The sequence below is a fragment of the Pseudomonas sp. TZ252 genome (assembly GCF_056110345.1).
Genome location: NZ_CM148566.1, coordinates 3,051,310 through 3,063,973, shown reverse-complemented (window position 1 = coordinate 3,063,973; position 12,664 = coordinate 3,051,310). Strand labels below are relative to the sequence as shown.

The following is a 12,664-nucleotide window of genomic DNA, read 5'->3' as shown; positions in this document are numbered from 1 at the left end:
ACCTCATTGCAGGACGTAGACCAGCGGGAACAGCAGCACCCAGACCAGGTCGACCATGTGCCAGTAGAGCACTCCCGACTCCAGTCCCGAGCAAGCCTGCGGCGTATAACACCGGCGCCAGCAGGCCTGCGCCAGCCAGCCGAGGATCAGCAGGCCGAGCAGGACGTGGAGGAAATGGAAGCCGGTCAGGCACCAGTAGAGGGTGAAGAAAGTGTCGTGCTCGATGTCCAGGCCGAGATCGGCGAGCCGCCCGTACTCGTGCAGCTTCAGGCCGACGTAGACCAGCGCCAGCAGCAGCGCCGCCAGCAACCAGCCGCTCGCCTGGCGCGGCCGTCCGCGGCGCACCGCATGCACCGCCAGCGCGGCGAGCCAGCCGGAGCTGAGCAGGGCCACGGTCAGCAACAGGCCCCAGCGGCTATCCAGTTGCTCCCGGCCGGCACGGAACAGCTCCGGCTGCCAGGCCTGGGCGCCGGCGAACGCCAGCAGCAGCAGGCTGAACACGCTGAGTTCGGCGAGGATGAAGAACCACATCGCCAGGTCGCCGGGCAGGCGCCGCTCGACGGTATCAGGCGACATGGAGATCGACGATGTCCATCAGCGCCGCCACCGTCGCCGGGTCGTCCGAGAGCGGTTCGGCCAGCGCCACCCGGCACGCCTCGCGCGGGTCCATGCCGTCGCCGATGAGGCGCGCGGCGAAGATCAGCAGGCGGGTCGAGGCGACTTCCTCCAGGTCGTGCTGCTCCAGCCGCCGCAGCGCCTGGCCCAACTGCACCAGGCGCTGCGCCAGGGCCTCGGCACAACCGCTCTCGCCGACCAGGATGCGTGCCTCCTGCTGCGCCGCCGGGTAGTCGAAGCGCAACGCGACGAAACGCTGCCGGGTGCTGGGCTTCAGGCCCTTGAGCAGGTTCTGGTAGCCGGGGTTGTAGGACACCACCAGCATGAACGAAGGCGGCGCCTGCAACGTCTCGCCGGTGCGCTCCAGGTACAGCTCGCGGCGGTCGTCGGCCAGCGGGTGGATGGCGACCGTGGTGTCCTGGCGCGCCTCCACCACTTCGTCCAGGTAGCAGATACCGCCTTCGCGCACCGCGCGGGTCAGCGGGCCGTCCTGCCACCAGGTGCCGTCGGCGCCGATCAGATGGCGGCCGAGCAGGTCGGCGGCGCCCAGGTCGTCGTGGCAGGCGACGCTGTACAGCGGCAGTTCCAGGCGCCGCGCCATGTACTGGACGAAGCGGGTCTTGCCGCAACCGGTGGGGCCCTTGAGCAATACCGGCAGGCCGTGCCGCCAGGCGCGCTCGAAGACTTCGATCTCATGGCCGGTGGCCTCGTAGAAGGGTGTCGCGTCCCGCATGTCCTACTCCTGCGCTAGGGATTAGGACCGCACGCTATTCACAGTTGGAAGGTGCCACAAGCGCAAAGCAACGCAATCTTGATTCCGGTCAAGCAAGGGTAAAGACCCTGCTTTCTATGATCCTTTCGCGCCATGAATTCCCGGGAGTTCCCGACGCAGCCACCCCCAAAACACTGCTAAGGGAGCGCCTCGCAGGGCTCCTGAGGAGATAGACCATGCCATTTGGCAAGCCACTGGCGGGCACCTTGCTCGCCTCGCTGACGCTGCTGGGCCTGGCCACCGCTCACGCCAAGGACGACATGAAAGCCGCCGAGCAATACCAGGGTGCCGCTTCCGCCGTCGATCCCGCTCACGTGGTGCGCACCAACGGTGCCCCCGACATGAGTGAAAGCGAGTTCAACGAGGCCAAGCAGATCTACTTCCAACGCTGCGCCGGTTGCCACGGCGTCCTGCGCAAGGGCGCCACCGGCAAGCCGCTGACCCCGGACATCACCCAGCAACGCGGCCAGCAATACCTGGAAGCGCTGATCACCTACGGCACCCCGCTGGGCATGCCGAACTGGGGCAGCTCCGGCGAGCTGAGCAAGGAACAGATCACCCTGATGGCCAAGTACATCCAGCACACCCCGCCGCAACCGCCGGAGTGGGGCATGCCGGAGATGCGCGAATCGTGGAAGGTGCTGGTGAAGCCGGAGGACCGGCCGAAGAAACAGCTCAACGACCTCGACCTGCCCAACCTGTTCTCGGTGACCCTGCGCGACGCCGGGCAGATCGCCCTGGTCGACGGCGACAGCAAGAAGATCGTCAAGGTCATCGATACCGGCTATGCCGTGCATATCTCGCGGATGTCCGCTTCCGGCCGCTACCTGCTGGTGATCGGCCGCGACGCGCGGATCGACATGATCGACCTGTGGGCCAAGGAGCCGACCAAGGTCGCCGAGATCAAGATCGGCATCGAGGCGCGCTCGGTGGAAAGCTCCAAGTTCAAGGGCTACGAGGACCGCTACACCATCGCCGGCGCCTACTGGCCGCCGCAGTTCGCGATCATGGACGGCGAGACCCTGGAGCCGAAGCAGATCGTCTCCACCCGCGGCATGACCGTAGACACCCAGACCTACCACCCGGAACCGCGCGTGGCGGCGATCATCGCCTCCCACGAGCACCCCGAGTTCATCGTCAACGTGAAGGAGACCGGCAAGGTCCTGCTGGTCAACTACAAGGATATCGACAACCTCACCATCACCAGCATCGGTGCGGCGCCGTTCCTCCACGACGGCGGCTGGGACAGCAGCCACCGCTACTTCATGACCGCCGCCAACAACTCCAACAAGGTTGCCGTGATCGACTCCAAGGACCGTCGCCTGTCGGCCCTGGTCGACGTCGGCAAGACCCCGCACCCGGGGCGTGGCGCCAACTTCGTGCATCCCAAGTACGGCCCGGTGTGGAGCACCAGCCACCTGGGCGACGGCAGCATCTCGCTGATCGGCACCGATCCGAAGAACCATCCGCAGTACGCCTGGAAGAAAGTCGCCGAACTACAGGGCCAGGGCGGCGGCTCGCTGTTCATCAAGACCCATCCGAAGTCCTCGCACCTCTACGTCGACACCACCTTCAACCCCGACGCCAGGATCAGCCAGAGCGTCGCGGTGTTCGACCTGAAGAACCTCGACGCCAAGTACCAGGTGCTGCCGATCGCCGAATGGGCCGATCTCGGCGAAGGCGCCAAGCGGGTGGTGCAGCCCGAGTACAACAAGCGCGGCGATGAAGTCTGGTTCTCGGTGTGGAACGGCAAGAACGACAGCTCCGCGCTGGTGGTGGTGGACGACAAGACCCTGAAGCTCAAGGCCGTGGTCAAGGACCCGCGGCTGATCACCCCGACCGGCAAGTTCAACGTCTACAACACCCAGCACGACGTGTACTGAGACCCGCGTGCGGGGCACGCCCCGCACGCTCCCCCCTACGAGGAACCGTGATGAAACCGTACGCACTGCTTTCGCTGCTCGCCACCGGCACCCTGCTCGCCCAGGGCGCCTGGGCCGAAGACCCCGAAGTGCTGTTCAAGAACAAGGGCTGCGTGGCCTGCCATGCCATCGACACCAAGATGGTCGGCCCGGCCTACAAGGACGTCGCCGCCAAGTTCGCCGGCCAGGCCGGCGCCGAAGCGGAACTCGCGCAGCGGATCAAGAACGGCAGCCAGGGCGTCTGGGGCCCGATCCCGATGCCGCCGAACGCGGTCAGCGACGACGAGGCGCAGACCCTAGCGAAGTGGGTCCTGTCGCAGAAATGAACGCCCCTCCGGACTTCCGGCGCGCCGCCAGCCACGCCTTGTGGCTGGCCCTCGCGCTGACGTTCGCCTGTCCTCTTCCGGGCCTGGCCGACGAGCATCCCGATGCCCGTCGCCAGGCCCAGTTGCGTCACCTGCTGTTGCAGGACTGCGGCTCCTGCCACGGCCTGCGCCTGACCGGCGGCCTCGGCCCGGCGCTGACCCCCGAGGCCCTGCGCGGCAAGCCGCGCGAATCGCTGGTCGCCACCGTGCTCATGGGCCGTCCGCAAACCCCGATGCCCCCCTGGGCCGGCCTGCTCAGCGAAGACGACGCCGGCTGGCTGGTGGACCGCCTGATCGAAGGAGAGATCGCCCCATGAACCTGCGTCCCCTCGCGCCGCTTTTCCTCGCCCTGCTCGCCGGCTGTAGCCAGCAGCCGCCCTTGCGCGGCAGCGGCGACCTCGGCGTGCTGATCGAACGCGCCGACGGCAGCGTGCAGATCCTCGACGGCACGGCGAAGACCTCGCTGGCGCGGGTCGAAGGCCTCGGCGACCTGTCCCACGCCTCCCTGGTGTTCTCCCGCGACCAGCGCTACGCCTACGTATTCGGTCGCGACGGCGGCCTGACCAAGCTCGACCTGCTGGCCCAGCGCATCGACAAGCGCCTGATCCAGGGCGGCAACAGCATCGGCGGAGCGATCAGCCAGGACGGTCGGCTGGTCGCGGTATCCAACTACGAGCCGGGCGGGGTCAAGGTGTTCGACAGCCGCACCCTGGAGCTGGTCGCCGAGATTCCCGCCACCCGCCTCCCCGGCCAGGACAGGAACTCCCGGGTGGTCGGCCTGGTCGACGCGCCCGGGCAGCGCTTCGTGTTCAGCCTGTTCGACAGCGGCGAGATCTGGATCGCCGACTTCAGCCAGGGCGACACGCCGCACCTGACCCGCTTCCGCGATATCGGCAAGCAACCCTACGACGCCCTCATCAGCCCCGACGGGCGCTACTACATGGCCGGGCTGTTCGGCGAGGACGGCATGGCCCAGCTCGACCTCTGGCACCCGGAGCGCGGCGTCAGGCGCGTACTCGGCGACTACGGCCGCGGCCAACGCAAGCTGCCGGTGTACAAGATGCCGCACCTGGAGGGCTGGACCATCGCCAGCGACCAGGCCTTCGTCCCGGCGGTCGGCCATCACCAGGTGCTGGTGCTCGACGCGCGCGACTGGAAGCAGACCGACGCCATCGACGTCGCCGGCCAGCCGGTGTTCGTCATGACTCGACCGGACGACCGGCAGATCTGGGTCAACTTCGCCTACCCGGACAACGACAAGGTGCAGGTCATCGACAGCGAGACCCACGAAGTGATCGAAACCCTGCGCCCTGGCCCCGGCGTACTGCACATGGAATTCAGCGGGCGCGGCGACCAGGTCTGGATCTCGGTGCGCGACGCCGACCAGTTGCAGGTCTGGGACCCGTACCGCCTGAAGCGCATCGGCAGCCTTCCGGCCCGCAGCCCGAGCGGCATCTTCTTCAGCCACCGCGCCCAGCACATCGGACTCTAGGAGGCACCATGGACGACCTCTCCCGCCGCCTCCTCGCCCGCTACCAGAAAGGCCTGCCGATCTGCGCGGAACCCTATCGGCGGATGGCCGAGACCCTGGGTTGCAGCGAAGCCGAGGTGCTCGAACGGCTGCGTCGCCTGGAAGCCGACGGCGCGTTGTCGCGGGTCGGCCCGGTGCTCCGCCACCAACGCGCCGGGGCCAGCACCCTGGCTGCCCTGGCGGTGCCCGAGGAGCGTCTGCAACGGGTCGCCGAGCGCATCAGCCAGTACGCCGAGGTCAACCACAACTACCAGCGCGAACACCGCTACAACCTGTGGTTCGTGCTCACCGCCGGCGACCGCGCGCAACTCGACCGGGTACTGGCGGAGATCGCCGCCGACACCGGCCTGCAACCCCTCGACCTGCCGATGCAGGAAGCCTACTGCATCGACCTCGCGTTTCCCCTGGAGGCCAGCCGATGAACCCCGTCGAACCCCTCGCCGCGCCGCAGCGGCAACACCTGCGCTACCTGCTGGAACAGGGCCTGCCGCTGGCCAGCCGGCCCTACCGGGTGCTCGCCGAACGCATCGGCGCCGGCGAAGACGAAGTGCTGGAACAGGTCCGCCGCTGGGACGAAGACGGCCTGTTCCGCCGCTTCGGAGTGATCCTCCACCACCGCGCCCTGGGCTATACCGCCAACGCCATGCTGGTGCTGGACGTCGCCGACGCGGAGGTCGACGCCGTCGGCCGCGCCCTCGCCCACGAAACGATCGTCTCGCTCTGTTACCGCCGCCCGCGTCGCCTGCCGATGTGGCCATACAACCTGTTTTGCATGATCCACGGCCGCGAGCGCGGCGAAGTGGAACGCCAGATCGAGGCCCTGCTGGAGCGCCACGCCCTGCGCCAGACACCGCACCGCTGGCTGTTCAGCCTGCGCGCCTACAAGCAGTGCGGCGGCCGCTACACCGCGCCGCCGGCCGACCTGGAGCGCCGCCATGGATGAGTTCGACCGGCGCCTGCTGAACCGCCTGCAACACGGCCTGCCGCTGGAGCCGCATCCCTACGCGCTGCTCGCCGCCGAGCTGGATTGCCGCGAGGAAGACATCCTGCGCCGCCTGGACGACCTGCTCGACGACGGCACCCTGACCCGCTTCGGTCCGCTGTTCGATATCGAGCCCCTCGGCGGTGCCTTCACCCTGGCCGCCATGAGCGTGCCGGAGGCGCGTTTCGAAGAGATCGCCGCGCTGCTCGCCGGCTGGCCGCAGGTCGCCCACAACTACCGTCGCGAGCACGCCCTGAACATGTGGCTGGTGGTCGCCTGCGACAGCCCGGCGGAGGTCGCCGAGACCCTCGCACGGCTGGAGCGCGAGAGCGGGCTGGCGGTACTCGACCTGCCCAAGGAGGCGACCTACCATGTCGGCCTGCATTTCCCCCTCTGACGCCCTGCTCGCCCGCCGCCTGATCGAGCTGACCCAGGCCGGCCTGCCGCTGGTCGCCGACCCTTGGGCGTGGATCGCCGCGCAACTGCGGCTGAGCGAAGCGGAGACCCTGGCGCTGCTGAAGCGCCTGCGCGACGCCGGGGTGATCCGGCGCATCGCCGCGGTGCCCAACCACTATCGCCTTGGCTACCGGCACAACGGCATGACCGTCTGGGACGTCGCCGACGAACGCATCGAACGCCTCGGCCGGCTGGTCGGCGGGCAGTCCTTCGTCAGCCATTGCTACCGGCGCCCGCGCCATCTGCCGCAGTGGCGCTACAACCTGTTCGCCATGGTCCACGGCCGCAGCGAAGCGGAGATCGAAGGCTACCGCCAGCAGATCCGCCTGCTGCTCGGCGAGGACTGTCGCGCCGACGAGATGCTGGTGAGCAGCCGCATCCTGAAGAAGACCGGCCTGCGCCTGGCGCAGAAGGAGGAACGTCCATGCTGAGGATCAGCCATTACCTGCGCAGCCTCGCCGAGGACGCGCCGGCGCCGCGCCGCGCCGGCGGCAGGCGCGCCCCGGTGGTGATCTGGAACCTGCTGCGGCGCTGCAACCTGACCTGCAAGCACTGTTACTCCACCTCCGCCGACAGCGACTTCCGTGGCGAGCTGGAGACCGCGGAAATCCTTCGCGGCATCGACGACCTGCGCGCCGCCGGAGTGCGCGTGCTGATCCTCTCCGGCGGCGAGCCGCTGATGCACCCGGACCTCTTCGAGATCGCCGCCCATGCGCGCCAGGCCGGGATGTTCGTGGCGCTGTCGAGCAACGGTACGCTGATCGACGAAGGCAACATCCAGCGCGTCGCCGAGGCCCGCTTCGACTACGTCGGCATCAGCCTCGACGGCCTGCGCGAGACCCACGACCGCTTCCGCCAGAAGCAGGGCAGCTTCGACGCCGCGCTGGCGGCCATGCGCCTGTGCCGCGAGGCGGATATCCGCGTCGGCATGCGCACCACCCTGACCGAGGAGAACGCCGCGCAACTACCGGCACTGCTCGACCTGATGCGCGAACTCGACGTGCAGAAGTTCTACCTCTCGCACCTCAACTACAGTGGCCGCGGCCGCCGCAGCCGCGCCCTCGACGCCCACCACCGGCGCACCCGCGAGGCCCTCGCGCTGCTCTTCGAACGGGCCGACGAGGACATCCGGCAGGGGCGCGACAGCGACTTCGTCACCGGCAACAACGACGCCGACGCGATCCTTCTCCTCGACTGGCTCAAGCGCCGCCGCCCGCAGCAACTGGCGCGTCTCTGCGAGCTGCTGCTGGACTGGGGCGGCAACGCCTCGGGCGAGGGCATCGCCAACATCGACAACACCGGCGAGGTGCATCCGGACAGCTACTGGTGGCACCACAGCGTCGGCAACATCCGCCATCAGCGCTTCGCCGACTTCTGGTTCGAGCGCCCCGACCCGCTGCTCCTGCAACTGCGCCAGCGCCCGCGACCGGTGGTCGGGCGCTGCAGCCAATGCCGCTGGCTGGACATCTGCAACGGCAACACCCGCACCCGCGCCTGGGCCGGCGGAGAACTCTGGGGCGAAGACCCCGGCTGCTACCTCAGCGATCAGGAAATCGGCCTCGAGCGCATCGCGCTGCACGCCGTCTAAGGAAAGCCTCATGAACACTACCGTGATTCCGCCGTCCCTCCTCGATGTCGATTTCCCTGCTGGCAGCGTCGCCCTGGTCGGCGCCGGCCCCGGCGATCCGGGCCTGCTCACCCTGCGCGCCTGGGCCCTGCTGCAACAGGCCGAGGTGGTGGTCTACGACCGCCTGGTCGCCCGCGAGCTGATCGCCCTTCTGCCGGAAAGCTGCCAGCGCATCTACGTCGGCAAGCGCTGCGGCCACCACAGCCTGCCGCAGGAAGAAATCAACGAGCTGCTGGTGCGCCTGGCCCGGCAGCAACGCCGGGTGGTCCGCCTGAAAGGCGGCGACCCGTTCATCTTCGGTCGCGGCGCCGAGGAGCTGGAGCGCCTGCTCGAAGCCGGCGTCGACTGCCAGGTGGTCCCCGGCGTCACCGCCGCCTCCGGTTGCAGTACCTACGCCGGCATCCCGCTGACCCACCGCGACCTCGCCCAGTCCTGCACCTTCGTCACCGGCCACCTGCAGAACGACGGCCGCCTCGACCTCGACTGGGCCGGCCTGGCGCGTGGCAAGCAGACCCTGGTGTTCTACATGGGCCTGGGCAACCTCGCCGAGATCGCCGCGCGCCTGGTCGAGCACGGCCTCGCCAGCGACACCCCGGCGGCGCTGGTCAGCCAGGGCACCCAGGCGGGCCAGCAGGTGACCCGCGGCGCCCTTGCCGAGCTGCCGGCGCTGGCGCGACGCTACCAGTTGAAGCCGCCGACGCTGATCGTCGTCGGCCAGGTGGTCGCGCTCTTCGCCGAGCGCGCGATGGCGCATCCGTCATACCTGGGCGCCGGCTCGCCGGTCAGCCGCGAGGCCGTCGCATGCGCCTGATCGGCCTCGCCCTCGGCCTGCTCCTCGGCGCCCTCGCACAGGCCGGCGAAGCGCCGGGGGAAGCGCTCTACCGCCAGCACTGCCAGGCCTGCCACGGCGCCGGACGGCTCGGCGGCAGCGGCCCGACCCTGCTCCCGGAAAGCCTTTCGCGGCTGAAGCCGGCGCAGGCCCGCGAGGTGATCCTGCACGGTCGCCCGGCAACCCAGATGGCCGGCTTTGCCGGTCAATTGGACGACGCCGCGGCGGACGCCCTGGTCGCCTATCTCTACCAGGCGCCGCCGCGCGAACCGCAGTGGACCGCCGAGGACATCCGGGCCAGCCAGGTTCAGCCGCATCCCCTCGCCACCCTGCCGTCCAGGCCCCGCTTCGAGGCCGACCCGCTGAACCTGTTCGTGGTGGTGGAGTCCGGCGACCACCACGTGACCATCCTCGACGGCGATCGCTTCGAGCCCATCGCCCGCTTCCCCTCGCGCTACGCCCTGCACGGAGGTCCGAAGTTCTCCCCGGACGGGCGCCTGGTGTACTTCGCCTCGCGCGACGGCTGGGTAACCCTCTACGACCTGTACAACCTGAAGGTGGTCGCCGAGGTCCGCGCCGGCCTCAACACGCGCAACCTGGCGGTCAGCGACGACGGGCGCTGGGTCCTGGTGGGCAACTACCTGCCCGGCAACCTGGTGCTGCTGGACGCCCGCGACCTGTCCCTGGTGCAGGTCATCCCGGCGGCCGACGCCCAGGGCCAGGCCTCGCGGGTCAGCGCGGTATACACGGCACCGCCGCGACACAGCTTCGTGGTCGCCCTGAAGGACGTCCACGAGCTGTGGGAGCTGCCCTATGCCAACGGCAAGCCGGTCGCGCCGAAACGGTTGGCGGTGGCCGACTACCTCGACGACTTCTCCTTCAGCCCCGACTACCGCTACCTGCTGGGCAGCTCGCGGCAGGCCAGGGGCGGCGAGGTGATCGAGCTGGACAGCGGCGCGCGGGTCGCCTCGATCCCGCTGTCGGGCATGCCGCACCTCGGCTCGGGCATCTACTGGAAGCGCGACGGGCGCTGGGTGTTCGCTACGCCGAACATCAGCCGCGGGGTGATCTCGGTGATCGACCTGCAAAACTGGAAGCCGTTGAAGGAAATCGTCACCGACGGCCCCGGCTTCTTCATGCGCAGCCATGCCGACTCGCCCTACGCCTGGACCGATACCTTCCTTGGCAAGAAACACGACGAGATCCTGCTGATCGACAAGCAGACCCTGGAAATCGCCCATCGCCTGCGCCCCAGCCCGGGCAAGGTCGCCGGCCACGTCGAGTTCACCCGCGACGGCCGCTACGCCCTGCTCAGCGTCTGGGACCGCGACGGCGCGCTGGTGGTCTACGACGCGCACAGCCTGGAGGAAGTGAAGCGACTGCCGATGAACAAGCCGTCGGGCAAGTACAACGTCGGCAACAAGATCGGCTATGCGGAGGGAACCTCGCACTGAGGCGGTCGAGACGCCATCAACGGATATCCCCGTATCCTCCGCGACGGACCGCGACAACCCTGTCCCCTCACGGCACGAGAAAAACCACGGGAATGGCGGATAACCGCAAGCGGTTATTCGCCCTACCGCCCACCCTGCGCGAGGAGCCGTAGGGCGCATAACGCCAACGGCGTTATCCGCCGATCACCCTGTCCCATCACGGCCCCGAGAAAACCCTGGGAATGGCGGATAGCCGCAAGCGGATATCCCCCCCACCCGTCCCGCGCGCCGAGCCCCCGGCGCCCAGAAAAAAGCCCCGCATCGCGGGGCTTTCCGTCTCAGGCGCCAGGCCTCAGAACTGCTCGGCGTCCAGCAGGTACAGCGACTCGCTGCCGGCGCGCACGGAGGCGCTCAGGGAATGGATGCGCGGCAGCAGGCGGGCGAAGTAGAAGCGCGCGGTACCCAGCTTGCTGGCGTAGAAGTCGTCCTCGCCCTGCTTGGCCAGCGCGGTGCGCGCCATCAATGCCCACATGTAGGCATAGGCGGTGTAGCCGAACACATGCAGGTATTCGACCGACGCCGCGCCGATCTCGTTGGGATTGCCCTTGGCGCGGTCGAGCAGCCAGGCGGTCAGCTCTTCCAGGTTCTCCACGGCGGCCGCCAGCGGCTTGCTGAACTCGCCCAGGGCCTCGTCGGCGGAAGCGACGAAGGCCTTGATCTCGTCGGTGAAGTGACGGGAGAAGGCGCCGCCGCTGCCGATCACCTTGCGCCCCACCAGGTCGAGCGCCTGAATGCCATTGGTGCCTTCGTAGATCTGCGTGATGCGACAGTCGCGCACCAGTTGCTCCTGGCCCCATTCGCGGATGAAGCCGTGGCCACCGAAGATCTGCTGGCCATGGATGGTGGTTTCCAGCCCCATGTCGGTGAGGAATGCCTTGGCCACCGGGGTCAGCAGCGCCACCAGCTCTTCCGCGCGCTTGCGGGTGACCGCGTCTTCGCTGTACTTGGCGGTGTCCAGCTGCATCGCGACGTAGCTGGAGAAGGCGCGGCCGCCTTCGTTCAGCGCCTTCATGGTGAGCAGCATGCGACGCACGTCGGGGTGCACGATGATCGGGTCGGCGGCCTTGTCCTTGGCCACCGGGCCGGTCGGCGCGCGGCTCTGGATACGCTCGCGGGCATACTCGATGGCGCTCTGGTAGGAGCGCTCGCCGGTGGCCAGGCCCTGGATGCCGACGCCAAGGCGCTCGTAGTTCATCATGGTGAACATCGCCGCCAGGCCCTTGTTGACCTCGCCCACCAGCCAACCGGTGGCGCCGTCGAAGTTCATCACGCAGGTGGCCGAGGCCTTGATCCCCATCTTGTGCTCGATGGAGCCGCAACCCAGGCTGTTCTTCTCGCCCAGCGAGCCGTCGGCGTTGACCAGCACCTTCGGCACCAGGAACAGCGAGATGCCCTTCGGCCCGGCCGGGGCGTCGGGCAGCTTGGCCAGCACCAGGTGGATGATGTTCTCGGTCAGGTCATGCTCGCCGCCGGTGATGAAGATCTTGGTCCCGCTGATCTTGTAGGAACCGTCGGCCTGCGGCTCGGCCCTGGTGCGGATGATGCCCAGGTCGGTGCCGGCATGCGGCTCGGTCAGACACATGGAACCGGCCCAGGTGCCGGCGTACATGTTCGGCAGGTACTTGTCCTTCAGTTCGTCGCTGGCATGGGCATTGAGCGCCAGGCAGGCGCCGGCGGTCAGCATCGGGTACAGGCCGAACGACAGGTTGGCCGAGTTGACCAGTTCCTCGACCTGCGCCGAGATCACCTTGGGCATCCCCATGCCGCCGTAGGCCGGATCGCCGCCGACGCCGACCCAGCCGCCTTCGGCGTAGGTCCGGTAGGCCTCGGGGAAGCCGGCCGGGGTGCTCACCGCGCCAGCGTTCCACTGGCAGCCTTCCTCGTCACCCGGACGGTTCAGCGGGGCGATGGTACCGGCGGTGACCTTGCCGGCCTCTTCGAGGATCGCCGCGGCGGTCTCGGCGTCGACCACTTCGGCCAGCGCCGGCAGTTGCGCCCAGAGCCGGGAGACCTCGAACACCTCATTGAGGACGAAGCGCATGTCGCGCAGCGGAGCTTTGTAATCAGCCATG

At 68.6% G+C, this 12,664-nt stretch carries 14 protein-coding genes; 11 read left to right on the top strand and 3 right to left on the bottom strand.

Annotation, left to right across the window (positions count from 1 at the left end; all coding sequences use genetic code 11):
- Positions 1-3 precede the first annotated feature (3 nt).
- Together ACYAF3_RS14090 and nirQ are read right to left on the bottom strand one after the other, a co-directional pair.
- Positions 4-531 (bottom strand): cytochrome c oxidase subunit 3, encoded by a 528-nt coding sequence (locus ACYAF3_RS14090; RefSeq protein WP_003118864.1) that lies wholly within the window; start codon positions 529-531, stop codon positions 4-6.
- Between the two features lie 34 nt (positions 532-565).
- On the bottom strand, positions 566-1,348 hold the full coding sequence (gene nirQ / locus ACYAF3_RS14085; protein WP_003084875.1) for a transcriptional regulator NirQ: 783 nt from the start codon (positions 1,346-1,348) through the stop codon (positions 566-568).
- 215 nt (positions 1,349-1,563) lie between these two features.
- Here nirQ and nirS point away from each other — a divergent pair, with 215 nt between their 5' ends.
- From nirS to nirN, 11 genes are read left to right on the top strand one after another with little or no spacing between them, the layout of a single operon-like run.
- Positions 1,564-3,270 carry a nitrite reductase gene (gene nirS / locus ACYAF3_RS14080; RefSeq protein ID WP_015649731.1) on the top strand — a complete coding sequence of 569 codons (1,707 nt, stop codon included), beginning with the start codon at positions 1,564-1,566 and terminating at the stop codon, positions 3,268-3,270.
- 50 nt (positions 3,271-3,320) lie between these two features.
- Positions 3,321-3,635: a cytochrome C-551 gene (nirM, locus tag ACYAF3_RS14075; protein ID WP_003084872.1), complete on the top strand. Its 315-nt coding sequence runs from the start codon at positions 3,321-3,323 to the stop codon at positions 3,633-3,635.
- The gene (gene nirC / locus ACYAF3_RS14070; RefSeq protein WP_003084870.1) at positions 3,632-3,991 is read left to right on the top strand and encodes a cytochrome c55X; all 360 of its coding nucleotides are present in this window, start codon (positions 3,632-3,634) and stop codon (positions 3,989-3,991) included. The genes nirM and nirC overlap by 4 nt, the downstream gene beginning before the upstream one ends.
- On the top strand, positions 3,988-5,166 hold the full coding sequence (nirF, locus tag ACYAF3_RS14065) for a heme d1 biosynthesis protein NirF (protein WP_003084866.1): 1,179 nt from the start codon (positions 3,988-3,990) through the stop codon (positions 5,164-5,166). Before nirC ends, nirF begins: the two co-directional genes overlap by 4 nt.
- Positions 5,167-5,174: 8 nt before the next feature.
- Positions 5,175-5,627, top strand: a complete 453-nt coding sequence (locus tag ACYAF3_RS14060; RefSeq protein WP_003084864.1) for an AsnC family transcriptional regulator — start codon at positions 5,175-5,177, stop codon at positions 5,625-5,627.
- Positions 5,624-6,148 carry a siroheme decarboxylase subunit beta gene (gene ahbB, locus ACYAF3_RS14055; RefSeq protein WP_003111534.1) on the top strand — a complete coding sequence of 175 codons (525 nt, stop codon included), beginning with the start codon at positions 5,624-5,626 and terminating at the stop codon, positions 6,146-6,148. Before ACYAF3_RS14060 ends, ahbB (ACYAF3_RS14055) begins: the two co-directional genes overlap by 4 nt.
- Positions 6,141-6,584: an Lrp/AsnC family transcriptional regulator gene (locus ACYAF3_RS14050; protein WP_003084860.1), complete on the top strand. Its 444-nt coding sequence runs from the start codon at positions 6,141-6,143 to the stop codon at positions 6,582-6,584. Before ahbB (ACYAF3_RS14055) ends, ACYAF3_RS14050 begins: the two co-directional genes overlap by 8 nt.
- Positions 6,559-7,074 carry a siroheme decarboxylase subunit beta gene (gene ahbB / locus ACYAF3_RS14045; RefSeq protein ID WP_023090273.1) on the top strand — a complete coding sequence of 172 codons (516 nt, stop codon included), beginning with the start codon at positions 6,559-6,561 and terminating at the stop codon, positions 7,072-7,074. The genes ACYAF3_RS14050 and ahbB (ACYAF3_RS14045) overlap by 26 nt, the downstream gene beginning before the upstream one ends.
- Positions 7,068-8,231: a heme d1 biosynthesis radical SAM protein NirJ gene (nirJ, locus tag ACYAF3_RS14040; protein WP_003084852.1), complete on the top strand. Its 1,164-nt coding sequence runs from the start codon at positions 7,068-7,070 to the stop codon at positions 8,229-8,231. Before ahbB (ACYAF3_RS14045) ends, nirJ begins: the two co-directional genes overlap by 7 nt.
- A gap of 10 nt (positions 8,232-8,241) precedes the next feature.
- Entirely contained in the window at positions 8,242-9,081 is an 840-nt protein-coding gene (gene cobA, locus ACYAF3_RS14035; RefSeq protein ID WP_003113243.1) for a uroporphyrinogen-III C-methyltransferase, read from the top strand.
- Entirely contained in the window at positions 9,072-10,553 is a 1,482-nt protein-coding gene (gene nirN / locus ACYAF3_RS14030) for a dihydro-heme d1 dehydrogenase (protein WP_003121798.1), read from the top strand. The genes cobA and nirN overlap by 10 nt, the downstream gene beginning before the upstream one ends.
- A gap of 331 nt (positions 10,554-10,884) precedes the next feature.
- On the opposite strand, the gene ACYAF3_RS14025 is transcribed toward nirN, so the two are convergent.
- Positions 10,885-12,663, bottom strand: coding sequence for an acyl-CoA dehydrogenase C-terminal domain-containing protein (locus tag ACYAF3_RS14025; protein WP_015502251.1), 1,779 nt, complete (start codon positions 12,661-12,663; stop codon positions 10,885-10,887).
- Position 12,664 lies beyond the last annotated feature (1 nt).